The 23474-nt window shown below is 70.0% G+C and carries 19 protein-coding genes; 14 read left to right on the forward strand and 5 right to left on the reverse strand.

All coding sequences use genetic code 11. From position 1 onward, the window contains the following. Positions 1–7: 7 nt before the first annotated feature. Positions 8–949, reverse strand: a complete 942-nt coding sequence (locus VHAB30_RS18270) for a LysR family transcriptional regulator (protein WP_159278049.1) — start codon at positions 947–949, stop codon at positions 8–10. 107 nt (positions 950–1056) lie between these two features. Between VHAB30_RS18270 and VHAB30_RS18275 the strand changes: the two genes are divergently transcribed. The 8 genes from VHAB30_RS18275 (at position 1057) to VHAB30_RS18310 (ending at position 8973) form a co-directional block, all read left to right on the forward strand. Next, complete coding sequence (locus VHAB30_RS18275) at positions 1057–2043, forward strand: Bug family tripartite tricarboxylate transporter substrate binding protein (protein WP_159278050.1); 987 nt, start codon at positions 1057–1059, stop codon at positions 2041–2043. A 9-nt stretch (positions 2044–2052) separates the two neighbouring features. Further along, the gene (locus VHAB30_RS18280; RefSeq protein ID WP_159278051.1) at positions 2053–3627 is read left to right on the forward strand and encodes a GMC family oxidoreductase; all 1575 of its coding nucleotides are present in this window, start codon (positions 2053–2055) and stop codon (positions 3625–3627) included. Between the two features lie 120 nt (positions 3628–3747). Further along, a complete protein-coding gene (locus VHAB30_RS18285) occupies positions 3748–4605 on the forward strand; it encodes a 3',5'-nucleoside bisphosphate phosphatase (RefSeq protein ID WP_159278052.1) in 858 nt (285 codons plus the stop codon). After that, entirely contained in the window at positions 4602–5579 is a 978-nt protein-coding gene (locus VHAB30_RS18290; protein WP_159278053.1) for a DMT family transporter, read from the forward strand. Before VHAB30_RS18285 ends, VHAB30_RS18290 begins: the two co-directional genes overlap by 4 nt. Before the next feature lie 16 nt (positions 5580–5595). Further along, positions 5596–6231, forward strand: coding sequence for an L-threonylcarbamoyladenylate synthase (locus VHAB30_RS18295; protein WP_159278054.1), 636 nt, complete (start codon positions 5596–5598; stop codon positions 6229–6231). A 43-nt stretch (positions 6232–6274) separates the two neighbouring features. Continuing rightward, the gene (locus VHAB30_RS18300; RefSeq protein ID WP_062482125.1) at positions 6275–6946 is read left to right on the forward strand and encodes a site-2 protease family protein; all 672 of its coding nucleotides are present in this window, start codon (positions 6275–6277) and stop codon (positions 6944–6946) included. A 16-nt stretch (positions 6947–6962) separates the two neighbouring features. Beyond that, a complete protein-coding gene (locus VHAB30_RS18305; protein ID WP_095744105.1) occupies positions 6963–8294 on the forward strand; it encodes a tryptophan--tRNA ligase in 1332 nt (443 codons plus the stop codon). Between the two features lie 76 nt (positions 8295–8370). Next, on the forward strand, positions 8371–8973 hold the full coding sequence (locus VHAB30_RS18310; protein WP_056578680.1) for a LuxR C-terminal-related transcriptional regulator: 603 nt from the start codon (positions 8371–8373) through the stop codon (positions 8971–8973). Between the two features lie 148 nt (positions 8974–9121). Here VHAB30_RS18310 and shkS read toward each other — a convergent pair whose 3' ends face one another. Next, positions 9122–10537, reverse strand: a complete 1416-nt coding sequence (shkS, locus tag VHAB30_RS18315; RefSeq protein ID WP_070061585.1) for a surface-behavior sensor histidine kinase ShkS — start codon at positions 10535–10537, stop codon at positions 9122–9124. Positions 10538–10735: 198 nt separating this feature from the next. On the opposite strand from shkS, the gene VHAB30_RS18320 reads away from it, so the two are divergent. Next, positions 10736–11137, forward strand: coding sequence for a phage holin family protein (locus VHAB30_RS18320; protein WP_062482043.1), 402 nt, complete (start codon positions 10736–10738; stop codon positions 11135–11137). A 63-nt stretch (positions 11138–11200) separates the two neighbouring features. Here the strand turns inward: VHAB30_RS18320 and VHAB30_RS18325 are convergent, their stop codons facing one another. After that, positions 11201–12403 (reverse strand): MFS transporter, encoded by a 1203-nt coding sequence (locus VHAB30_RS18325; protein ID WP_159278055.1) that lies wholly within the window; start codon positions 12401–12403, stop codon positions 11201–11203. Positions 12404–12547: 144 nt separating this feature from the next. Between VHAB30_RS18325 and VHAB30_RS18330 the strand changes: the two genes are divergently transcribed. After that, positions 12548–13489, forward strand: coding sequence for a LysR family transcriptional regulator (locus tag VHAB30_RS18330; RefSeq protein ID WP_159278056.1), 942 nt, complete (start codon positions 12548–12550; stop codon positions 13487–13489). Here the strand turns inward: VHAB30_RS18330 and VHAB30_RS18335 are convergent. Next, a complete protein-coding gene (locus VHAB30_RS18335; protein WP_159278057.1) occupies positions 13465–14829 on the reverse strand; it encodes an amidohydrolase in 1365 nt (454 codons plus the stop codon). The two genes, VHAB30_RS18330 and VHAB30_RS18335, sit on opposite strands and share 25 nt — an antisense overlap. 182 nt (positions 14830–15011) lie before the next feature. Here VHAB30_RS18335 and VHAB30_RS18340 point away from each other — a divergent pair, with 182 nt between their 5' ends. The 4 genes from VHAB30_RS18340 to VHAB30_RS18355 all read left to right on the forward strand — a co-directional run bounded on the left by VHAB30_RS18340 (position 15012) and on the right by VHAB30_RS18355 (position 22026). Next, positions 15012–15962, forward strand: coding sequence for a LysR substrate-binding domain-containing protein (locus VHAB30_RS18340; protein WP_159278058.1), 951 nt, complete (start codon positions 15012–15014; stop codon positions 15960–15962). A 206-nt stretch (positions 15963–16168) separates the two neighbouring features. Beyond that, complete coding sequence (locus VHAB30_RS18345; RefSeq protein WP_159278059.1) at positions 16169–17395, forward strand: efflux RND transporter periplasmic adaptor subunit; 1227 nt, start codon at positions 16169–16171, stop codon at positions 17393–17395. Between the two features lie 9 nt (positions 17396–17404). Then, the gene (locus tag VHAB30_RS18350; protein WP_159278060.1) at positions 17405–20569 is read left to right on the forward strand and encodes an efflux RND transporter permease subunit; all 3165 of its coding nucleotides are present in this window, start codon (positions 17405–17407) and stop codon (positions 20567–20569) included. Next, the gene (locus VHAB30_RS18355) at positions 20569–22026 is read left to right on the forward strand and encodes an efflux transporter outer membrane subunit (RefSeq protein WP_159278061.1); all 1458 of its coding nucleotides are present in this window, start codon (positions 20569–20571) and stop codon (positions 22024–22026) included. Before VHAB30_RS18350 ends, VHAB30_RS18355 begins: the two co-directional genes overlap by 1 nt. Before the next feature lie 12 nt (positions 22027–22038). Here the strand turns inward: VHAB30_RS18355 and VHAB30_RS18360 are convergent, their stop codons facing one another. Beyond that, on the reverse strand, positions 22039–23466 hold the full coding sequence (locus VHAB30_RS18360; protein WP_159278062.1) for a short-chain fatty acyl-CoA regulator family protein: 1428 nt from the start codon (positions 23464–23466) through the stop codon (positions 22039–22041). Between the last annotated feature and the right edge of the window lie 8 nt (positions 23467–23474).

The following is a 23474-nucleotide window of genomic DNA, read 5'->3' on the forward strand; positions in this document are numbered from 1 at the left end:
CGCCCAGTCAATCCGACGGCAGCGGTGCGGCGGCCGCGTCCTGCATGCATTGCAGGAAGACGCGCGTGGGCGTGTTCATCGCCTCGCTGCGCAGGCGGAAGGCGCACATGGGGCCGCGCAGCAGTTCGCCCGGCATGGCGATGCGGCGCACGAGCCCGCGCCGCTCGAAGTCTTCGGCGTAGTGGTTGGCGGTGGCCCACAGCAGGCCCGAGCTGCGCACAAGGTGCAGCGCGAGCGGGGCCGAGTCGGCCTGGATGTCGGCCGGATGCGGCCCGCCCGGGCGGCGGTGCACCGACAGCATGCGGTCCAGCTTGGGCCGCAGCGGCGTGCGGTGCGGCGGCAGCACCCAGCGCTCGTTGGCGGCCTCGGCCCAGGTCGGCGCGCGCTTGAGCGCCAGCCGGTGCCGCGGCGCCGCCACGATGCTGCTGAACTCCTCGTACAACGGCGTGACCTCGACGCGGTTGAGGTCGACCGTCCACTCCGCGTGCGCGAGCATGAGGTCGATGCGCCCGTCCTGCAGCGCGCCGTGCAGGTCCTCGATCTCCAGCGTCTGCACCATCGGGCGCACGTGGGGCAGCATCTGCGAGGCCTGCAGCAGCGCAGCCGCGAGCCGCTGCGCCGAGAACACGGGCAGCACGCCCAGGCGCAACTCGCCGCTCACGCCCACGCGCAGGTCGCGCAGCGACTCCTCGGCCAGCATCAGCTCGCCCAGCACGCGGTCGGCGTGCCGGACCATGCTCAGCCCCGCCGCCGTGGGTGCGATGCGCTTGGTGGTGCGCTCGAACAGGCGCACCTGCAGCGTGGCCTCGAGCTGGGCCAGCGTGCGCGACAGCGCGGGCTGGGTGGTGTTGAGCAGCTCGGCCGACTTGCTCAGGCTGAGCGTGCGGCCCAGCTGGCTGAGCAGCCGCAGCTGGCGCAGCGTGAGGTTTCGTTCCAGGAAGGAGGCCATGGTCATTTATATCGGCAACGGTATGAGTACGCTCGGATTTCTCATTTGTCGCCCTCCCCCGGCCTGCCCAGAATCCGCCCACCGCCCTGGCACCCCGGAGACCCGCGATGACCGAACCGACGAAGCGATCCCTTTGCGCCGCCCTCATGGCCGCCGCCCTGCTGGCCGGGCTGCTGCCCGCCGGTGCGGCGGCCCAGGCGTACCCGTCCAGGCCCGTGCGCCTGATCGTGCCGTGGGCGCCCGGCACGCCGGCGGACGTGGCGGGCCGCGTGGTGGCCGAGCGCATGGCGGGCGGGCTGGGCCAGACCGTGTTCGTCGAGAACCGGCCGGGCGCGGCCGGCACCGTGGGCCTGGGCGAGGTGCTGCGCCAGCCGGCCGACGGCTACACGGTCTACATGCTGTCGTCGGCCTCGCTGGTGGCGCCGCTGCTGTTCCCCGGCCAGTCACTGGACCTGCTCAAGAGCCTGGAGCCGGTCGGCATGACGGCCTGGAGCTACAACGTGCTGGTGGCGCCCGCCGCCTCGGCGCTGGGCTCGCCGCGCGAGCTGGAGGCCGCGGCCAAGGCCCGGCCGGGCACGCTGAGCTTCGGCTCCGGCGGCAACGGCACGCCGGCGCACCTGGCCGGCGCGCTGTTCGCCCAGCAGACCGGCAGCCAGCTCACGCACGTGCCGTACAACCAGTTCCCGATGGCGGTGGGCGACCTGCTGGCCGGGCGCCTGGACACCATGTTCCTGACCGCATCAGCCGCATTGCCGCAGATCCAGGCCGGCAAGCTGCGCGCGCTCGCGGTGACCGGCGCGCACCGCCTGCCGGCCCTGCCCGCCGTGCCCACGATGATCGAGCAGGGCTACGCGGGCTTCGAGCTGCGCTCCTTCGACGGTATGACGGTGCGCAGCGGCACGCCGCGCGAGATCGTCGAGCGGCTCGGCGACGCACTCGCCAAGGCGCTGGCCGCCCCCGAGGTGCGCGATCGCCTGGCCATGCTGGCGCTCGAGCCGGAGCCGATGACGCCCGCGCGCTTTCGCACCGTGCTGGCGGCCGAGTCGGACAAGTGGCTGCGCCTGGGCCGCGGCGCCGGCATCAAGGCCGACTGAGCGCGCACGATGCAGGCGGACATCGTGATCGTCGGGGGCGGCTCGGCGGGCTGCGTGCTGGCCGCCCGCCTGAGCGAAGACCCCGCGCTGCAGGTGGTGCTGGTCGAGGCGGGGCGCCCCTCGCGCAACCCGTGGCTGCGCATTCCCATCGGCTACTTCAAGACGGTGGGCCACCCCCGGCACGACTGGCGCTTCGAGACCGACCCCGAGCCCGACATGGCGCAGCGCCGCCTGCCCTGGCCGCGCGGGCGGGGGCCGGGCGGCTCCAGCCTCATCAACGGCATGCTGTACCTGCGCGGCCACCGCGCCGACTACGACCAGTGGGCCGCGCTGGGCAACCCGGGCTGGGACTGGGACAGCGTGCGCCCCTACTTCGACCGGTCGCAGCCCGCGGCCGACGGCCCGCTGTGGGTGTCCGAGCTGCCGCGCGATGCGTTGTCGGATGCCTTCATCGCCGCGGCGGCGCATGCCGGCATCGCACCCACGGCCGACTTCAACGGCGGCGACAACAGCGGCGCCGGCTACTTCCGGATGACGACGCGCCACGGCCGGCGCATGGACACCGGGCGGGCCTTCCTGGCGCCGGCGCTGGGCCGGCCCAACCTGCGCGTGCTGTCGGGCGCGCAGGCGACCCGCGTGTGCTTCGAGGGGCAGCGCGCCGTCGGCGTGGACTGTGTGCGCGACGGCAAGGCCGAACGCGTCTCGGCGCGGCACGAGGTGATCCTCAGCGCCGGCGCCATCCAGTCGCCGCAGCTGCTGCAGCTCTCGGGCGTGGGGCCGGCCGGGCTGCTGGGCCGCCTGGGCCTGCCGGTGGTGGCGCCGCTCGAGGGCGTGGGGCGCAACCTGCAGGACCACCTGCAGGTGCGGCCCAGCTACCGCTGCCAGGGCATCGAAACGCTCAACGACATCGCCCACAGCCGCTGGCGCAGCGCGCGCGAGTTCATGCGCTACCTGCTGACGCGCGGCGGCGCGCTGAACGGCGGCGTCTACCGCGCCGGGGCCTTCTTTGCCGCGGGCGACGAGGCCGCGGGGTGGCCCGATGCGCAGATCCACTTCGGGCTGGTGAGCTTCGAGCGGCCGCACCAACCGCCGCATCCGTTCCCGGGCGTGACGCTGTCGGCCTGCCTGCTGCGCCCGCACAGCCGCGGCGAGATCATGCTGCGCTCGGCCGATCCGCTGGCGCCGCCGTCGATCCAGCCGCGCTACCTGTCGCACGAAGCCGACCGCGCGCTGGCCGTGCGGCTGGTGCGCAAGATGCGCGAGATCGCCGCCGCGCCGCCGCTGGCGCGCTACCTGGCGCAGGAGCACGAGCCCGGGCCCGCGCTGGCCAGCGACGCGCAGTTGCTGGACTGGGTGCGCCGCCGCGGCAGCAGCATCTTCCATCCGGTGGGCACCTGCGCCATGGGCCCCGCCGACGACGGCGCCGCGGTGGTCGATGCCCGCCTGCGGGTCCATGGCCTGCAGGGGCTGCGCGTGGTGGACGGCTCGGTGATGCCGCGGCTGGTGTCGGGCAACACGAACGCGCCGATCATCATGATCGCCGAGCGCGCCGCCGACCTCGTCAGGCACGACCTGCGCGCCTGAGCGCCCACGGGACGGCACGCGCCAAGCCGCTTGGGCGATGAGGTTAATGCTATTTATCTAGTAGCACCGCAAAGCATCCACACGCCGGTGTCGGCGGACGAGAGCGCCTAGAATCGGCCGGTGTCTTCTACTCTCAATGCCGATCTTCACTGCCACTCCGTGGTCTCCGACGGCACATTGACGCCCGAAGCGCTGGCCGCCCGCGCCGCCGCCAACGGGGTCGAGCTCTGGGCCCTCACCGACCACGACGAGGTCGGCGGCCAGCACCGCGCCGCCGCGGCCGCGCGCGAAAACGGCATGCGCTACCTCACGGGCACCGAGATCTCGGTGACCTTCGCGAACGAAACCGTGCACATCGTCGGCCTGGGCTTCGACCCCGACGACGCCGCCATGTCGCAGGGCCTGTACGACACGCGCGGCGGCCGCGGCAAGCGCGCGCAGGAAATGTCCGCGGGGCTGGCCAAGGTCGGCATCCACGGCGCCTACGAAGGCGCGCTCAAGTTCGTCGGCAACCCCGAGCTCATTTCGCGCACGCACTTCGCGCGCTTCCTGGTCGAGCAGGGCCACTGCCGCGACACCCCCGAGGTGTTCCGCAAGTTCCTCACCGAAGGCAAGCCCGGCTACGTGCCGCACCGCTGGGCCTCGCTGAAGGACGCCGTGCACTGGATCACCGCCGCCAAGGGCATGGCCGTGATCGCGCACCCGGGCCGCTACAAGTTCACGGCCAACGAGGAGTACGCGCTGTTCCTCGAATTCAAGGCGCACGGCGGCCAGGCGATCGAGGTCGTCACGGGCAGCCACACGCCGGCCGAGTTCGTCGAGTACGCCGACAAGGCGCTCGAGTTCGATTTCGCCGCCTCGCGCGGCAGCGATTTCCACAGCCCCGACGAGAGCCACTGCGATCTCGGCAAGCTGCCACCGTTGCCCGGCAGCCTCACGCCGGTGTGGGAACTGCTCGGCCACCGCATCCAGCAGTGAGCCAGAGCCCCGGGCCCGGCATCGACAGCGCGGCCACCGCCGCGCTCGCCCAGGCACGCGCCGCAGCGCAAACCCGCCGCCGCACCGAATCCGAACGCATCCTGGCAGGCATCGGGCTGGTCATCCTGGCGGTGGCCTGCTTCGCCACGCTCGATACCGCCACCAAGTATTCGACGCTCGCCGTGCCGATCCTCATGGGCGTGTGGTTCCGCTATGCCTTCCAGGCCATCGCCACCACGCTGGTGCTGCTGCCGCTGCGCGGCACGGCCCTGCTGCGCACGCAGCACCCGCGCTACCAGGCGCTGCGCGGGGCGCTGCTGCTGGGCTCGAGCCTCTTTGCCTTCCTGAGCCTGCGCTACATGCCGCTGGCCGAGTTCACGTCGATCGTGCTGATCGCGCCGCTGGTGATCACGCTGCTGGCGGCCACCACGCTCAAGGAGCAGGTGTCGCCGCTGCGCTGGACGCTGGTGGCCGGCGGCTTCATCGGCACGCTGGTCATCCTGCGTCCGGGCGGCGGCAGCTTCAGCTGGGCCGTGCTGCTGCCGCTGGGGCTGGTGCTGACCAACGCCTGGTTCCAGGTGCTCACGAGCAAGCTCGCTCAGACCGAGAACCCGCTGACCATGCACTTCTACACCGGCTGGGTCGGCACGCTGCTGGCCTCGGTGGCAGTGCCCTTCGCCTGGACCGCCCTGCCCTCGTGGGAATGGTGGGCGCTGCTGTGCCTCATGGGTTTCATGGGCACGGTGGGACACTTCATGCTGATCCTGGCCTACCAGCGCGCGCCGGCCTCCACGCTCACCCCGTACCTGTACGCGCAGATCGCCTTCGCGATGCTGGGCGGCTGGCTCATCTTTTCCCACGTGCCCGACCGCTTCTCGCTGATCGGCATGGCGATGATCGCCGTGTGCGGCGCCGCCGGTGCGTGGCTCACCGTGCGCGAGCGGCGCGTGCCGATCGAACCGGCGGAATCCTGATCAGGAGCAATTCACCATGGCCCAGTACTTCGAAGTCCACCCCGAGAACCCCCAACAGCGCCTGCTGAAGCAGGCCGTGGCGCTGCTCGCGCGCGGCGAGGTCGTGGCGGTGCCCACCGACTCCAGCTACGCGCTGGCCTGCCACCTGGACGACAAGGACGCGGTCGACCAGCTGCGCCGCATCCGCCAGGTCGACGACAAGCACCACCTCACGCTGCTGTGCCGCGACCTGAGCGAGCTGGCCAACTACGCGCGTGTCGACAACAAGCAGTACCGCCTGCTCAAGGCCGCCACGCCCGGGCCCTACACCTTCCTGCTCGAAGCCACCAAGGAAGTGCCGCGCCGCGTGAGCCATCCGCAGCGCAAGACCATCGGCCTGCGCGTGCCCGACCACAAGGTGCTGCTGGAGCTGCTGGAACTGCACGGCGCGCCGCTGCTGGCCACCACCCTCATCGCCCCCGGCGAGACCGAGGCGCTGAACGACGCGCAGGAAATCCGCGAGCGCTTCGAGAAGCAGATCGGCGCCGTCATCGACGCCGGCGCCTGCCCGTCGCAGCCGACCACCGTGGTCGACCTCACGCCCATGGGCTCGGGCGACGACCCGGTCGTGGTGCGCCAGGGCCGCGGTGCGCTCGCGGTGCTTGGCCTCTGACGAACGGCTCGGCCGCCCCATTCCTCTCTGACACAATCGCGCAGTGGATATTTCCAATCTGATACAGACGGTTCTGATTTACGCACTGCCGGTGATCTTCGCGATCACCGTGCACGAAGCGGCGCATGGCTACGTGGCGCGCCACTTCGGGGACAACACCGCCGCCATGATGGGCCGCGTGACGCTCAACCCCATGAAGCACATCGACCCCATCGGGACCATCCTGATGCCGCTGATGCTGTACTTCGCGACCTCGGGCGCCTTCCTGTTCGGCTATGCCAAGCCGGTGCCGGTCAACTTCAACCGCCTGCGCCATCCCAAGCGCGACATGGTGTGGGTCGCGCTCGCGGGCCCGGCCTCCAACTTCATCCAGGCCATCCTGTGGGCCGTGCTGCTCATCGTGATCGTCGCGGCCGGCGTCAGTGAAACCTTTTTCATCAAGATGTGCCAGGGCGGCGTGCTGGTCAACCTCGTGATGTGGGCCTTCAACCTGTTCCCGCTGCCCCCGCTCGACGGCGGCCGCGTGCTGGCCGGCCTGCTGCCCAGCGGCCCGGCGCAGAATTTCCTGGCGCGCATCGAGCCCTACGGTTTCTTCATCGTGATGGCGCTGGTGCTCGCCGGCATCGTCAGCAACTACTGGCTGCGCCCGCTGATGGATGCCGGCTACTTCGTGGTCAACCTGCTCATCACGCCGCTCAAGGCAATGCTGCTCTAAGTTTCTCTTCCGTCCCATGGCTTCGTCTTCTCCAGCTCCCCTGCGCGTCCTGACCGGCATCACGCCGTCGGGCACGCCCCACCTCGGCAACTATGTCGGCTCCATCCGCCACTCGGTGCGCCAGAGCGTCGCGGCCGGCGTCGAGAGCTACTTCTTCCTGGCCGACTACCACGCGCTCATCAAGGTGCAGGAGCCGGCGCTCATCCAGCGCTCCACGCTCGAGATCGCCGCCAGCTGGCTGGCCTGCGGCCTCGACCCCGAACGCGTCACCTTCTATCGCCAGTCGGACATCGCCGAGATCACCGAGCTCACCTGGTTCCTGACCTGCGTCACCGGCAAGGGCGTGCTCAACCGCGCGCATGCCTACAAGGCCCAGCTCGACAAGAACATCGCCAAGGGCGAGGAGCCCGACGCCGACGTGACGGCGGGCCTGTTCATGTACCCCGTGCTGATGGGCGCCGACATCCTGATGTTCAACGCCCACAAGGTGCCCGTGGGCCGCGACCAGGTGCAGCACATCGAGATGGCGCGCGACATGGCGCAGCGCTTCAACCATCAGTACGGCGAGCACTTCACGCTGCCCGACGCCGAGATCGACGATGCGGTCGCCACCTTGCCCGGCCTCGATGGCCGCAAGATGAGCAAGAGCTACAACAACACGATCCCGCTGTTCGCGCCGCGCGCACAGCTGCAAAAGCAGATCGCCAGCATCGTCACCGACTCGCGCGCGCCCGGCGAGCCCAAGGACACCGAGGGCTCGGCCCTGTTCCAGATCTACCAGGCCTTTGCCAGCGCCGAAGAAACCGAAGCCCTGCGCAAGGCGTACGCCGACGGCATTGCCTGGGGCGACGCCAAGCAGGTGCTGTTCGAGCGCATCGACCGCGAAGTGGCGCCGCTGCGCGCGCGCTACGAGGCGCTCATGAACGACCCGGCCGAGATCGAGCGCATCCTGCTGCTGGGCGCCGAGAAGGCACGCAAGCTGTCGCGCCCCTTCATGACCTCGCTGCGCCACGCGGTCGGCCTGCGCAACCTCGCGGCGGGCCGCGACGGCGCCGGTGCCAAGGCCGCCAAGGTGGCGAAGCCCAGCTTCAAGCAATACCGCGAGAAGGCCGACGGCCTGTTCTATTTCAAGCTGCTCGATGCGCGCGGCGAAACCCTTTTGCAAAGCCGTGGATTCGCGTCGCCGCAGGAAGCGGGCCGTACCATCGCCGACTTGCAGGCGCAACGCGGCGCGGCGCTCACGGCACTGGCCGCGCAGCTCGAACCGGTCGACGCGCAACAGGCTCGCGCCGCCACCGAGGCGCTGGAGGCACTGGCGGAGGCAACGTCCACCACCCAGGGACATTGATCCGGCAACAACCCGCGGGCCATCCGCCGGCGGGTGTGACAAGAGAGAAGACGGTGCGATCACAAAGGAAGAAAACATGAGCATTTATGTCATCGACGACCACCCCCTGATGCGCGACGCGATCGTGATGGTCCTGCGTCGCCTGCGCCCCGCCGAGAACATCGTCGAGCTCGAGCGGCTCGACAAGCTCGCCAGTTCGGTCCAGCAGCGTGGCGCGCCCACTCTCTTCTGCCTGGACCTGAAGCTGCCGGACACCAATGGCGTCTCGGGCGTGATCGCGGTCAAGCAGGTCTATCCGAACGTGCCGATCGCCGTGTACTCGGCAGCCCCGGCCGCCGACATGGAAGATGCGTGCATCGAGGCTGGCGCCGACACCTACATCGAGAAGTCGGCCAGCTCCAACGAGCTGGCAGCCGCCCTGCGCGGCCTGCTGATGGCCGGGTCGGAAGACGACACCGAGGAGATGCCGGCCGCCAACAGCGGCAAGCTCTCCAAGCGCCAGACCCAGCTGATCGCCATGCTCGACAAGGGCATGAGCAACCGCGACATCGCCACCGACCTGGAGATCAGCGAACACACGGTGAAGGTGCACCTGTGGCGCCTATTCCGCCGTCTGGGCGTGAAGAGCCGTACGCAGGCCTTGCACTATGCAAGAACGAATGGCCTGTTGTCTGGCTAACCCCCAGGCTTCGCGCACTTCGTGTCGCTACGCCAACCCCCTTGCAGGGGGCAACACCTGAGGCCCGGCAGAGCCGGTTCCTCGGTGTTACTGGAAGGAAAAAACCGCGCAACAGCGCGGTTTTTTTATGGGCGCGTCGCTCTCGTGCTCAGCCGCCCGACGCACTCACCCGCGCCTGCGCCACCGCTTCGTCGGCATCGTGCAGCGCCACGCGGAACACGCTGCCGCTGCCCAGGCGCGAACGCACGCTGACCGGGTGCCCCAGCACGTGCGACAGCCGCGCGACGATGGCCAGGCCGAGGCCGAAGCCGTCGGAGGTGCCGGCGTGGTCGGCGACCTTGTAGAACTCGAGGAACACGTCGCGCAGGTGCTCGGGCGCGATGCCGATGCCGGTGTCCCACACCTCCACGCGCATGCCCTCGCGGGTCTGGCGCGCAGCCAGCAGCACGCCGCCTTCGGTCGTGTACTTGATGGCGTTGGCGAGCAGGTTGCCGATCATGCGGCGCACGCGGATCGGGTCGGTGAGGAACGAGCCCTCGGTCACGTGCACCCGGAAGTCCAGGCCCCGGCTCTCGGCCACGGGGCGGTACTGCAGCTCCAGGTCGTGCAGCAGCTCGGCCACGTCGACGCGCTCGATGTGCAGGCGCACCTGGCCCGCGTCGATGCGCGCCAGGTCGAACATGGAGTCGAACAGCGCGTTCACCGCATGGGTGGCGCGCACGATCTTCGGCGCCAGTTCGAGCACCAGCTCGGGCTCGTTGCGCAGCCAGTCGGCGTACAGCGACAGCGCCAGCACGGGCTGGCGCATGTCGTGCGCGGCGCTGGCCAGGAAGCGGTTCTTCATGGCCACGGCCGACACGGCCGCCTGCCGCTGCTGCGTGAGCGACTTGATCAGGATGTGGTTGTGGAACAGCAGCTCCAGGCTGTTGCGCGCGGTCTCATGGATGTTGCGGCCGGCGCGCAGCAGCAGGAACCAGTGCAGCGCCGGCAGCAGCGGCATGAGGTAGCCGTACTGGAAATGCGGGTGCTGCATGGTGACGGCCACGAGGCGCACCAGCACCGCGCCCAGCATGGTGATGAACAGCGTGTTGACGTAGCGCTTGAGCAGCGGCGGATGCAGCGCCAGCCCGTTGAGCGGGAAGGTGCCCACGCCGGCCACGATGAGCCAGCTCATGAACTGGTTGACCTGCGGCGTGCGCTCGAAGAACAGCAGCACCGAGCAGCCCCAGACCACCGCACTGGTGCTCCACACGAAGCCGTAGCGGTCGGTGAACTGCTGCTGCGCGACGGCGCTGCGCCCGGCATAGCGCACGGCATACACGCGCGCGCCCCAGGCCCGGCAGGCGGTGGCGATGATGCCGGCGGCCAGCCAGGTCAGCAGCTCCCAGCGGGGCACGTGGCCCCAGCTCAGGCCGACCATGGCGGGCATGAGCGCCGCCGAGACGAGGTAGGAGCCGCGCGCCGAGCGCATCAGGCTGCGGATGAGTTCCCCGCGCACCCACGACTCGGCCTCGTCGGCCGACGCCGGAGCGGGTGTCACGCTTGCGATCGACGCATTCGCCATGGATGCATGACCGTGGTGGATTCGGCCAAACCAGAGAAAGATGGAGACAGGCGCCTGCGCAGGCGCCGGAAGTTCGCGATCTTAACGGCCTGTCGGCCATGGTTTCGGGAAGTAACCGCAGAAAATCCACCCGCCCCGCGCAGCGGTCCGCCGCGACGCCCCGTTTACCATGCGGGCTGCCGACACACACCGCACGCCATGCTGAACAACATCACCCCTTTCCTCGTCCACTGGGCCATCACCGGCATCTCGCTGTGGGTCGCCAGCCATCTCTTCAAGGGACTCAAGTTCGACAGCACCTCGGCGCTCATCGTGTCGGCGCTGCTGCTCGGCCTGGCCAACGCCATCGTCAAGCCGCTGCTGATCTTCCTGACGCTGCCGCTGACGCTGCTGACCTTCGGCCTGTTCCTGCTGGTCATCAACGCGCTGATGATCCTGTTGGTGGCGGCGCTGGTGAAGGGCTTCAAGGTGTCGGGCTTCTGGACCGCGCTGTTCGCGAGCATCTTCGTCTCGCTGCTGAGCATCGTCATCGGCTCGTTCGTGACCGGCGGCGACCCGGCCGAGCAGATCCAGATGCCGCAGGGCGGCAACTGGCTCTGAGCGAGCCCTGCCTTTCTCGCGGGCCCCGCCCGTTGCGCGCGAAATGCTCCGCGCCCTTCGGAATCAGTTGGACGACCGGTGCGGTCTCGCAGGGAATCCGTGCGCACGCGATGTCCAGGCAATCAGAAGGCCGGGAAGCAGCAGCACCAGCAGTGCCCATGGAAAAGCGCCGACGCCCGATGTCTCCAGCAGCACGCCACCGACGATGCCGCCGCCCGCAATGGCGATGTTCCACACCGTGACGAGGATGGATTGCGCCACGTCCGCGCCGGGGCCGGCTGCTTCGGCCGACGCGGTCTGCAGCAAGGCCCCGGAGCCGCCGAAGGTCAGCCCCCACGCGGCCACCGCGACATAGACCACCACCGGCTGCGTGCCGGCGACGCCCAGGGCCAGCGACGCCAGCGCAAAGCCCGCGAGGGCGAGCAGCACCAGCGAGCGCAGCATGCGGTCGATGAGCAGCCCGCTGATCCAGATGCCGGCCAGCGATGCCACGCCGAAGACCAGCAGCACCGCATCGACCCGATCGGACAGGCCGGCCGGCGCCAGGAACGGCATCACGTAGGTGTAGAGAATGCTGTGCGCCAGCACCCACAGCGCAAGCACGGCCAGCACCGGTCGCACGCCGGGCGTGACGAAGATCCGGCGCACCGGCGCGCGCTTTTCGGCCGCCTGCCCCGGGTAGTCGGGCACCTGCAGGAAGACCCAGGCCATCACCGCCAGCGTGAGCAGCGACATGCCGCCGAACGCGGTGCGCCAGCCCAGCGTGGCGCCCATCAACGTCCCCAGCGGCACGCCCAGCGACAACGCCAGCGGTGCCCCCAACCCGGCCACTGCCAGCGCGCGCCCCTTGAGGTGCTCGGGCACCATGCGCCGCGCATAGCCCGCCAGCATCCCCCAGATCAGGCCGCCCGCCATGCCGGCCAGGAAGCGCGCAACCAGCGCGACTGCATAGCTCGACGTCAGCGCCGTGAGCGTGTTGAAGGCCAGCACGGCAACCAGCGCCGCGATCAGCAACGGTCGGCGCCGCCAGCCCAGCGTGGCCGCCGTCAGCGGGATGGCCGCAACCAGCGAGCCGATGGCATAGAGGGTCACGAACTGGCCCGCGAGCGCTTCCGACACGCCCAGGTCCTGGCTGATGCGCAAGAGCATGCCGGCCGGCATCGTTTCCGTCAGCAGTGCCAGGAAGCCGGTCATCGACAGGGCCAGCAAGGCGGCCACGGGCAGTCGTTCAGTGCGCTCGCCCCCGGTGGCGGTTGTGGTGGTCATTCAGTTGTTTTCCATCGTCTGTGCCCGCGTTGGCCGGGTGGCCCGCGTTGGCGTTCACCGCAGTGTGGGCGGGAATGCATCAATGAAAAATGGGCTAAAGTTTCAAATACATATGACTCTCCAGTCATCAATCAAAGTCGCTCCATGGAAAACCTGGGTTCGCTGAACGTCTTCGTTCGCGCCGGCGAAACGCGCAGCTTCACGGCCGCGGGGCAGCAGTTGGGCATCTCGGCCTCGGCCGTCAGCAAGGCCATCGTGCGGCTCGAAGAACGGCTGGGCGTGCGGCTGTTCCATCGCTCCACGCGCACCGTCCACCTGACGCCGGAAGGCGCGCTGTTCCTGGAGCGCTGTCGGCGCATCCTTTGCGAGGTGGAATCGGCCGAAGCGGAACTGCTGCAGACACAGAGCGCACCCCGCGGCAAGCTGCGCATCAGCCTGCCGTCGGTGGGCACGCTGTTCATGCCCAAGCTGGCGGCGTTCAAGCGGCTCTACCCCGACATCGAACTGGACATCGACTACGCCGACCGGCTGGTGGACGTCATCGAGGAAGGCTTCGACGCGGTCATCCGCACCGGCGAGCCCAGCGATTCACGGTTGATGGCGCGCCGCATCGGCTCCTGCCGCAAGGTGATCGTCGGTGCGCCGGCCTACTTTCGCCGGGCCGGCGTGCCGCGCGAACCGCAAGACCTGGCAAGCCACGCCTGCCTGCTCTATCGCTTTCCCAGCACCGGCAAGCTGGACGTGTGGCCGTTGGGCCTCGCGGCCGGCTCGCCCCCTGTCGACCTGCCGGCCAGCATGGTGACCAACACGCTCGATCCGCAGGTCTGCTTTGCCGAGCAGGGGCTGGGCATTGCCTGCGTGCCGGAGATCGCCGTGCGCCAGCAATTGGAACAGGGCCGCCTGGTCACAGTGCTGGACGACCACAACCGCGAACACATGATCTTCCACGTGCTGTGGCCGTCGAGCCGGCAGCTGTCGCCCAGGATCCGTGTGTTCGTGGACTTCATCGCGCAGCACCTGTTTCCGCTTTCGGATGCGCTGGAGCAGCCGATTCGCTCAGGTCAGCGCTGCGCGCCCGCCATGTAGTCCACCGTCAGCTGCGTCAGCGTGCGCACGCCCACCAGCAGGCTGGCCTCGTCGACGAAGAAGCGCGGCGAGTGGTTGGGCTCGGCCTTGTTCGCGTCGCGGCCGGGCGGCGTGGCGCCGATCATCACGAACAGGCCGGGGGCCTTCTGCGCGAAGAACGAGAAGTCTTCGCCGCCCGTGCCCTTGGGGATCACGATCGGCGTGGCGCCGGGCACGCGCTGCAGGCTCGGCACCATCTTCGCGGTCAGGGCCGGGTCGTTCACGGTGGGGGCGTAGCCGTCAGCCTCGACACGAACCTCGGCCGTGCCGCCGCCGCTTTGCGCGATGTGCGAGGCGGTCTCGCCCATGCGCTTGATGATGAACTGGCGCATCTCGTCGTCGTAGGTGCGCAGCGTGCCGCTCATCTCCACCGAATCCGGAATGATGTTGTAGCGCGTGCCCGCATTGAAGGTGCCCACGCTCAACACGGATGGCTCCTTGGTCACATTGACCTGGCGGCTCGCGATGGTCTGGAAGCCCAGCACGATCTGCGAGCCCAGCACGATCGGGTCGACCCCGCTCCAGGGCTGCGAGCCGTGCGTCTGGCGGCCCTTCACGCTGACCTTGAAGGTGTCCGAGCTCGCGGTGATGGGGCCGCTCTTGTAGCCGATCTGCCCGGTGTTCAGCGCCGAGACCAGGTGCAGGCCGAACACCGCGTCGGGCTTGGGCGCGTCGAAGGCGCCTTCGGCCAGCATGCGGCGCGCGCCGCCGATCTCGGCATTGGGCAGTTTTTCTTCGGCCGGCTGGAAGATCAGCTTCACGGTGCCCGGCAGCTGCGCCTTCATCGAGGCCAGCACCTCGGCCACGCCCATGAGGATTGCCACGTGGCCGTCGTGCCCGCAGGCGTGCATGACGTCGACCGTGGCGAAGCCCCACTGGGCACGCGCCTTGGAGGCGAAGGGCACGTCGACCTGTTCCTTCACGGGCAGCGCGTCCATGTCGGCGCGCAGCGCCACCACCGGGCCGGGCTTGCCGCCGCGCAGCGTGGCAACCACGCCGGTCACGGCCACGCCTTCGCGCACCTCGTAGCCCAGCGCCTTCAGGTGGGCCGCGACCAGCGCGGCGGTGCGCTTTTCCTGGTTGCCCAGCTCGGGGTGCTGGTGGATGTCGCGGCGCCAGTCGATCACCTTCTGCTCGATGGCCTTGGAACGCTCGGCGATCAGCGGGTACAGCGGCACGGCGGCGGCCGGTGCGGGCGGCGTGGCCGCAGCAGGCGCCTCCTGCGCCGAAGCGCACAGGGACGAGACGGCAAGGACGACGGGCAGGCACAGGCGCGTGGCCGGACGGAATCGGTGGGACATGGTGATGTGTGGTCAGAAAAGCAAGAAAGGGAAGGACCCGCCGAGCGGGAGCCCTTCGTCTGCACGGCCCCGTCGGGCCGGCAGCCGATGCGCCCTTGTCTGCCGCCCGACCCCGTGAGCGTAGGAAGGCCACCGATTGGCGTCCAATCGCTTTTGCATCGACTGATAATGATTGCCTATCGATGGCCGCCGACACACCTACGCCCTCCTCCGTGCTGCACGAGCGGCTGCTCGCGCGCCTGCGCCTGCGCCACCTGAAGCTCATCGACGCGCTGGCCGCGCACTCGCACCTGCGCCGCGCGGCCGACGCGATCCACATCAGCCAGCCCGCGGCCACGCAGATGCTGCAGGAGGTCGAGGGCCTGCTCGACACGCCGCTGTTCGAGCGCCACGCGCGCGGCATGCGCATCACCGAAGCCGGGCGGCTGCTGGCGCTGCACGCGCGCATGGTGATCGACGCCATGCAGGTGGCCAGCGACGGCCTCGCGGCGCTGGCCGCGCAGGAGACGCGCGCGCTGCGCATCGGCGCCATCGAGGCGGCCATCGCCAGCGTGCTGCAGCCCGCGCTGAACCTGCTGCATGCCCAACACCCCAAGCTGCGCCTGTTCATCGAGGAAGGCAACATCGAGCGGCTCACGATCGGCCTGCGTGCGGGCGCCTTCGACGCCGTGCTACTGCGCCAGCCGGCGCGCGTGCCCGACGCCCACCGCTTCGTGCCGCTGCGCAGCGACGAGGTGGTGGTCATCGCCGGCATCGGCCACCCGGCTGTGCAGCGCAAGCGCCTGCGGCTGCGCGACCTCGCCGATTCGCGCTGGGTGCTGCCGCCCGCGCACTTCGCGGTGCGCCAGGTGATGGAAGCGGCCTGGGCCGCCGAGCGGATCGTGCCGCGCCCGCATGCCATCCAGGTGCTCACGCCGCAGCTGGTGCGCGCCCTGCTCTCGCAGTCCGACGTGGTGGTGCCGGTGCCGCGCACGGTGCTCGACCAGCTCGACCGCGCGGCCGTGGCCGAGCTGCCGCTGCGCATGAACGCGCCCATTGCGCCGCTGGGCATCCTCTACCGCAGCGACAACGAGGTCGGGCCGCTGCAGCTGCTGGTCGATTTCCTGGTCGCGCAGGCGAAGAAGAAACCATAGAGAGCGCTTCAGGCGGGTTTTTCTTGCGGGCAATGCCCCGCTTCACACCCGCTTAACTGTGGGGCCGCACACTCGACGCCACCCGCCAGTCCCCTCGGGACATGGCACGGTTTCCGCTCTGTAAAGTTCGCCGCCCCCGCGCCGCGGCATTGAACTCGACGGCGCGAGCCCGCTCCATCTTTGGCTTTCGTTACTTCTGCCCGTCCATGCCCGTCCACTTTGCCTCCCGCTCCGCCCCGCTCCTCACGGCCCTGTGCATCGCCGCCGCCCTCGCGGGGTGCTCGCGCACCAATGTGGAGGCCCCCGGCGCAGCCAAGGCGGCCAACGCCCCGGCAAAAGAAGTCGGCATCGTCACGCTCAAGTCCGAGGTGCTGGCCCTGAGCACCGAACTGCCCGGTCGCACCGCGGCCCCGGTGATCGCCGAGATCCGCCCGCAGGTCGGCGGCATCCTCAAGGAGCGGCTCTTCACCGAAGGCTCGCAGGTCAAGGCCGGCCAGGTGCTCTACCAGCTCGACCCCGCCTCGCTGCAGGCGGCCCACGCCAGCGCGCAGGCCAGCGTGCGCAAGGCCGAGTCGGCCCTGGCCACGGCCCGCACCGTGGCCAAGCGCAATGCCGAGCTGGTGAAGATCGACGCCATCAGCCGCCAGGTGTTCGACGAGACCCAGGCCGCCGAGCAGCAGGCCGAGGCCGACCTCGGCGTGGCCCGCGCCGCCGAGCAGACCGCGCGCATCCAGCTGGGCTACACGCGCATCACCTCGCCGATCACCGGCTGGGCCGAGCTGTCCACCGTCACGCCGGGCGCGCTGGTCACAGCCAACCAGGCGGCGGCCATGACCACCGTGCAGCAGCTCGACCCGATCCACGTGCACGTCACGCAGTCCAGCAGCGAACTGCTGCGCCTGAAGCGCGAGCTGGCCAGCGGCCGGCTGCAGCGCGCCAGCGAGGCCGAGGCGCGCATCCAGCTGCTGCTGGAAGACGGCAGCCCCTACCCGCACGCCGGACGCCTCACCTTCAGCGGCGTGACGGTCGATGCCGGCACCGGCAGCGTCACGCTGCGCGCCGTGGTGCCCAACCCCGACAAGCTGCTGATGCCCGGCATGTACGTGCGCGCCGTGCTGCAGGAAGGCGTGAACGACGCCGCGCTGCTGGTGCCGCAACAGGCCGTCACGCGCGCGCCCGACGGCAGCGCCTCCACGCTGGTGATCGACGCCGAGGACAAGGTCCAGAAGCGGCCCATCCGCATCGGCCGCGCCATCGGCACGCGCTGGCAGGTGATCGACGGACTGGCCGCGGGCGACCGCGTGCTCATGGAAGGCTCGCAGCGCGTGAAGGTGGGCGACAAGGTGCGCACGGTCGACCTGGGCGCGAAGCCGGCCGGCGCTGCCGTCGCGAGCGCCACGCCCGACGCTGCTTCCACCACCCTCGCGCGCTGAGGCCGACCCATGGCCCAGTTCTTCATCGACCGCCCCATCTTCGCGTGGGTGCTTTCCATCGTCGTCATGCTCGCCGGCCTGATGGCCATCCGCACGCTGCCGCTCGAGCAGTACCCCGACATCGCGCCGCCGCGCGTGTCCATCAACGCCACCTACACCGGCGCCTCGGCCAAGACGGTCGAAGACTCCGTCACCCAGGTCATCGAGCAGCAGATGAAGGGGCTGGACAACCTGCTGTACATGCAGTCGACCAGCAACTCGTCGGGCGTGGCGCGCCTGTCGCTCACCTTCAACGCGGGCACCAACATCGACGTGGCCCAGATGCAGGTGCAGAACAAGCTGCAGCAGGCCATGTCGCGCCTGCCGCAGCAGGTGCAAAGCCGCGGCGTCACCGTCACCAAGGGCGGCAACGACTTCCTGCTGATCGTCTCGATGTTCTCCGGCGACGGCAGCGCCTCGGCGGTGGACGTGGGCGACTACATCAGCAGCAACCTGGTCGACGTCATCAGCCGCGTCGACGGCGTGGGCGAGGTGCAGACACTGGGCACCGGCTACGCCATGCGCCTGTGGCTGGACCCCGACAAGCTGCGCAAGTACGCGCTCATGCCCTCCGACGTGGGCAGCGCCATCACCGCGCAGAACGCGCAGGTCTCGGCCGGCCAGCTCGGCGCGCTGCCGGCCGGCGCGCAGCAGCAGCTCAACGCCACCATCACCGCGCGCAGCAAGCTGAAGACGGTCGAGGAGTTCGAGAACGTGGTGCTGCGCGCCACGCCCGACGGCGCCGTGGTGCGCCTGCGCGACGTGGCCCGCGTCGAGCTGGGCGCCGAGAACCTCACGGTGCGCTCGGTGCTCGGCGGGCGCCCGGGCGCCGGCATGGGCATCGTGCTGGCCGACGGCGCCAACGCGGTGCAGGTGGCCGAGGCCGTGAAGGCCAAGGTGGCCGAGCTGCAGCCGCTCTTTCCGAACCAGATGCAGACCTTCGTGAGCTACGACACCACGCCCTTCGTGAGCGCGTCCATCGACGAGGTGGTGAAGGCGCTGGCCGAGGCCATGGTGCTGGTCGTGCTGGTGATGTACATCTTTTTGCAGAACTTCCGCGCCACGCTGATCCCGGCCATTGCCGTTCCGGTGGTGCTGCTGGGCACCTTCGGCGTGCTCTCCGTGGCGGGCTACTCGATCAACACGCTCACCATGTTCGGCATGGTGCTGGCCATCGGCCTCTTGGTGGACGACGCCATCGTGGTGGTGGAAAACGTCGAGCGCGTGATGCACGAAGAGGGCCTGTCGCCCAAGGAGGCCACGCGCAAGTCGATGGCCGAGATCACGCCCGCGCTGGTGGGCATCGCGCTGGTGCTGTCGGCGGTGTTCATCCCGATGGCCTTCTTCGGCGGCTCGACCGGCGTGATCTACCGCCAGTTCTCGATCACCATCGTCTCGGCCATGGCGCTGTCGGTGTTCGTGGCGCTCACGCTCACGCCGGCGCTGTGCGCCACGCTGCTCAAGCCCGTGGCCAAGGGCGGCCACGCGGCCCCTCGCAAGGGCGTGCTGGGCGCGGTCGACCGCTTCTTCGCGGGCTTCAACCGCCGCTTCGATCAGGGCGCCGACCGCTACCAGGGCATCGTCGGCGGCATCGTGCGGCGCGGCAAGCGCAGCCTGGTGGTGTACCTGCTCATCGCCGCCGTGATGGCGCTGCTGTTCATGCGCCTGCCCACCTCCTTCCTGCCTGATGAAGACCAGGCCTTCCTGCAGGTGCAGGTGACGCTGCCGCCGGGCGCGTCCGACGCACGGCTGCAGCCGGTGGTCACGCAGATGCAGGACTACTTCACGAAGCAGCCCGAGGTGGTGAGCGTGAACGTCATCACCGGGCAGAACGGCGACCAGAGTTCGGCGCGCGCCTTCGTGAAGCTGAAAGACTGGGCCGAGCGCGAAGGCGCCGGCCAGTCGGCCGCCGAACTCGCGCGGCGCGCCAACAAGGAACTCTCGACCATCCGCGACGCGCGCATCTTCGTGCTGCTGCCGCCGGCGGTGCGCGGGCTCGGCGCCAACGCGGGCTTCAACTTCCACCTGAAGGACATCAACGGCCTCGGCCACGACGCGCTGGTGAAGGCGCGCGACCAGCTCATCGACCTGCTCTCCAAGCGCCCCGAGGTGGCGAACGTGCGCAGCAACAACCTGGACGACACGCCGCAGTTCGCGGTGGACATCGACGACGCGCGCGCCGGCGCGGCCAGCCTGGCCACGTCCGACATCGACAGCACCTTGTCGAGCGCGATGGGCGGCACCTACATCAACGACTTCCTGGACAACGGCCGCGTCAAGCGCGTCTACATGCAGGGCGACACGGCCTTCCGCATGCTGCCCACCGACATCGACCGCTGGAGCGTGCGCAACAGCCTGGGCCAGATGGTGCCGTTCCCGGCCTTCTCCAGCTCGCGCTGGACGTACGGATCGCCGCAGCTGCAACGCTACAACGGCAGCCCCAGCTACGAGTTCGTCGGCGATGCCGCACCGGGCGTGAGCTCGGGCGACGCCATGGCCGCCGTCGACGAAGTCATGAAGCAGATGCCCGCCGGCATCGGCTACGAATGGACCGGCGCCTCGTTCCAGGAACGTCTGTCGGGCGCGCAGGCGCCGGTGCTGTATGCTATCTCGATCCTGTTCGTGTTCCTGTGCCTTGCGGCGCTGTACGAGAGCTGGTCGGTGCCGTTCTCGGTGATCCTCGTGGTGCCGCTGGGCATCGTGGGCGCGCTGCTGTTCACCAGCCTGCGCGGCCTGAGCAACGACGTGTACTTCCAGGTCGGCCTGCTGACCACGGTGGGGCTGTCGTCGAAGAACGCGATCCTGATCGTCGAGTTCGCCAAGCAGCTGCAAGAGCAGGGCAAGGGCGTGATCGAGGCGACGCTGGAGGCCGTGCGGCTGCGGCTGCGCCCCATCCTCATGACCTCGCTGGCTTTCGGCTTCGGCGTGCTGCCGCTGGCCATCGGCACCGGCGCGGGCGCAGGTGGGCGCCAGTCGATCGGCACCGCGGTGCTGGGCGGCATGGTGGTCGGCACGGCGCTGGGCATCTTCTTCGTGCCGCTGTTCTTCGCGATGATCCGCGGCTGGCTGGAAGGCCGCCGCAAGCCGGCCGACACGCCACCGGATGCCTTGCCGGCAGAGCAGGGAGCGCAATGATGAAGCGCACCACCCTGCCCCGCCTTCCCCTGCGCGCACTGGCCTGCGCCGCCCTGGCCTCGGTCGTGCTCGCGGGCTGCGTCAACCTCGCGCCCGCGTACGAAACGCCGGCCTCGCCGGTGCCCTCGGCCCTGCCCTCGGCCGGCGTCGCCACGGCCACGCCGCTGGACATCGGCTGGCGCGATTTCTTCGTCGACAAGCAGCTGCAGGGCGTGATCGAACTCGCGCTCGCCAACAACCGCGACCTGCGCGTGGCGGCGCTCAACATCGAGCGTGCGCGCGCCCAGTACGGCATCGCGCGGGCCGACCTGTTCCCCACCGTCAACGCCGGCGCCGCCGGCACGCGCTCGCGCACGCCGGGCAGCCTGTCGACCAGCGGCGAATCGCGCATCGCCTCGCAGTACAGCGCCAACCTCGGCATGACGGCCTACGAGCTCGACCTGTTCGGGCGCGTGCGCAACCTCGGCGAATCGGCGCTGCAGGGCTACTTCCAGACCGAAGAGACGCAGCGCAGCACGCAGATCAGCCTCGTGGCTTCCGTCGCCACGGCGTGGCTGCAACTGGCCGCCGACGAACAGCGCCTGCAGCTCGCGCGCGGCACGCTCGAGAGCCAGCGCAAGTCCTTCGAGCTGGTGCAGCGCAGCCATGCGCTCGGCGCGCAGTCGGGCCTGGCGCTGGCGCAGGCACAAAGCACCGTCGATGCCGCGCGCGCCGACGCCGCGGCCTTCGACAGCCAGGTCGAGCAGGACCGCAATGCGCTGGCGCTGCTGGTCGGCGCCACGCCGCCGCCCGAACTGCTGCCGACCGCCGCGACGACCGCCGACGTGGCGCAGCTGCTCGTGCCGCCGGCCGGCCTGTCGTCGAACGTACTGCAGCAGCGGCCCGACGTGCGCGCCGCCGAGCACGCGCTGCGCGCGAGCAACGCCGACATCGGCGCCGCGCGCGCGGCTTTCTTCCCGCGCATCGCGCTCACCGCCTCGGCCGGCACCGCGAGCAGCACGCTCTCGGGCCTGTTCGCGAGCGGCAGCAAGGCCTGGAGCTTCGCGCCGTCGATCAGCGTGCCGATCTTCGACGGCGGCGCCAACCGCGCCAACCTGCAGGTGGCGCAGGCGCAGCAGAAGATCCAGGTCGCCGCCTACGAGAAGGCCGTGCAGACCGCCTTCCGCGAAGTGGCCGACGCCCTGGCCGAACGCCGCACGCTGGCCGAGCGCCTCGACGCACAGCGCTCGCTGCGCGCCGCCACCGCGCGCAGCTTCGAGCTCTCGCAGTCGCTCTTCAAGAGCGGTGCCGCCAACTACCTCGACGTGCTGGACGCGCAGCGCAGCGACTATGCGGCGCAGCAGACGCTCATCGGCCTGCAGCTCACGGAGCAGACGAACCGGCTGGCGATCTACAAGGCGCTGGGGGGTGGGTGGAGCGAGGCGTCCGGCACGCAGCAGCCTGCGCAAGGCGACTGACGCGCCGCCGCCCTACGCGCCGGCCACGGCATAGGGCGTGAACCTGCTTTCGTTCTCGTTCACATCCAGCGGCCGACCGATGAACGGGAACGCCCGCTGCGGGCAGGCCACGCGCTCGCACACCTTGCAGCCCATGCCGATGGGCGTGGGCACGTCGGGGTCCTTCAGGTCCAGGCCCTTGGCGTAGACCAGGCGCGGGGCGTGGCGGATGTCGCAGCCCAGGCCGATCGAGAAGGTCTTGCTCGGTGAGCCGAAGCCGCGCTGACCGTGCGACACGGTGCGCGCGATCCACAGGTAGGCGCGGCCGTCGGGCATGCGCGCCAGCTGCGGCAGCACGCGCCCGGGCTGCGCGAAGGCCTCGTACACGTTCCACAGCGGGCAGGTGCCGCCGGTCTTCGAGAAGTGGAAGTGCGTGGCCGACTGCCGCTTGGAGATGTTGCCGGCCCGGTCCACGCGGATGAAGAAGAAGGGCACGCCCGACGCGCCCGGTCGCTGCATGCTGCTCAGGCGATGGCACACGGTTTCGAAACCCACGCCGAACTGGCGCGCGAGCAGGTCGATGTCGTAGCGCAGCGCCTCGGCCGCCTGCAGGAACGGGCCGTAGGGCAGCAGCACGGCGGCCGCGAAGTAGTTGGCCAGCCCGATGCGCGCGAGCGCGTGGGCCGGCGCGTCGCCGAAATCGGCCTGCACGACCAGCGATTCGATGAGCGCGGCCTGCTCCAGCAGCGCGAGCTGCGTGGCCAGCTGGAAGGCCTGCTGGCCCGGCTCCAGGCCGGCCGACAGGCGCAGCACGCGGCGGGCCGGGTCGTAGCGGCGCTGGCTGTCGAGCACGCCCTCCGCTTCGTCGCCCGGCACCACGCGCACGCCATGGGCCGAAAGAAGCCGCTGCTGGAGCCATTCGGCGAGCGGCCCGCCCTGCGCATGGGCCTGCGCCGCGAGCGATTCGGCGGCGGTGTCGAGCGGGTCGAAATGGTTCTGGTGGGCAAAGAAGAAATCGCGCACCACCTCGAAGGGCATCGGCCGGCTGCGCGAGATGTCGCCGCGCCCGTCGCCCAGTTCGGCGGCCATGAGCTCCAGCCGCTCCTGCGCCTCCTGGTGGCGGCGGTGCAAGGCGAGCAGCGCGCGCGCCACGGCCGGCATCTGCGACGCCACCTCGCGCAGCTCGGGCAGCGCCACGGCCTCGCCGCCGGGGTTGTCCGCCAGCGCCTCGCGCATGCTCGCCACGAGCCGCGCCTCTTCGTCTTCGGAGAACTGCTGCACGTCGACGCCGAGCGTCTTGCTGATGCGCAGCAGCACCGCCACGGTGAGCGGGCGCTGGTTCTGCTCGATCTGGTTCAGGTAGCTCGGCGACAGGCCCAGCATCTGGGCCAGCGCCACCTGCGTGAGGCCGCGTTCGGCGCGCAGCGTGCGCAGGCGCACGCCCATGAAGGTCTTGCTCATCGGGTCAC

It is taken from the genome of Variovorax boronicumulans (genome assembly GCF_009811375.1).
Taxonomy (GTDB): Bacteria; Pseudomonadota; Gammaproteobacteria; order Burkholderiales; family Burkholderiaceae_C; genus Variovorax; species Variovorax boronicumulans.

Bases quoted from the DNA above. Each gene is read 5' to 3' on its own strand.
- shkS (WP_070061585.1), bottom strand. From the start codon at position 10,537: ATGGCGAATGCGTCGATCGCAAGCGTGACACCCGCTCCGGCGTCGGCC.
- VHAB30_RS18305 (WP_095744105.1), top strand. From the start codon at position 6,963: ATGGCTTCGTCTTCTCCAGCTCCCCTGCGCGTCCTGACCGGCATCACG.
- VHAB30_RS18335 (WP_159278057.1), bottom strand. From the start codon at position 14,829: ATGTCCCACCGATTCCGTCCGGCCACGCGCCTGTGCCTGCCCGTCGTC.
- VHAB30_RS18360 (WP_159278062.1), bottom strand. From the start codon at position 23,466: ATGAGCAAGACCTTCATGGGCGTGCGCCTGCGCACGCTGCGCGCCGAA.
- VHAB30_RS18350 (WP_159278060.1), top strand. From the start codon at position 17,405: ATGGCCCAGTTCTTCATCGACCGCCCCATCTTCGCGTGGGTGCTTTCC.
- VHAB30_RS18330 (WP_159278056.1), top strand. From the start codon at position 12,548: ATGGAAAACCTGGGTTCGCTGAACGTCTTCGTTCGCGCCGGCGAAACG.
- VHAB30_RS18355 (WP_159278061.1), top strand. From the start codon at position 20,569: ATGAAGCGCACCACCCTGCCCCGCCTTCCCCTGCGCGCACTGGCCTGC.
- VHAB30_RS18340 (WP_159278058.1), top strand. From the start codon at position 15,012: ATGGCCGCCGACACACCTACGCCCTCCTCCGTGCTGCACGAGCGGCTG.
- VHAB30_RS18295 (WP_159278054.1), top strand. From the start codon at position 5,596: ATGGCCCAGTACTTCGAAGTCCACCCCGAGAACCCCCAACAGCGCCTG.
- VHAB30_RS18320 (WP_062482043.1), top strand. From the start codon at position 10,736: ATGCTGAACAACATCACCCCTTTCCTCGTCCACTGGGCCATCACCGGC.
- VHAB30_RS18275 (WP_159278050.1), top strand. From the start codon at position 1,057: ATGACCGAACCGACGAAGCGATCCCTTTGCGCCGCCCTCATGGCCGCC.
- VHAB30_RS18270 (WP_159278049.1), bottom strand. From the start codon at position 949: ATGGCCTCCTTCCTGGAACGAAACCTCACGCTGCGCCAGCTGCGGCTG.
- VHAB30_RS18325 (WP_159278055.1), bottom strand. From the start codon at position 12,403: ATGACCACCACAACCGCCACCGGGGGCGAGCGCACTGAACGACTGCCC.
- VHAB30_RS18310 (WP_056578680.1), top strand. From the start codon at position 8,371: ATGAGCATTTATGTCATCGACGACCACCCCCTGATGCGCGACGCGATC.
- VHAB30_RS18280 (WP_159278051.1), top strand. From the start codon at position 2,053: ATGCAGGCGGACATCGTGATCGTCGGGGGCGGCTCGGCGGGCTGCGTG.
- VHAB30_RS18345 (WP_159278059.1), top strand. From the start codon at position 16,169: ATGCCCGTCCACTTTGCCTCCCGCTCCGCCCCGCTCCTCACGGCCCTG.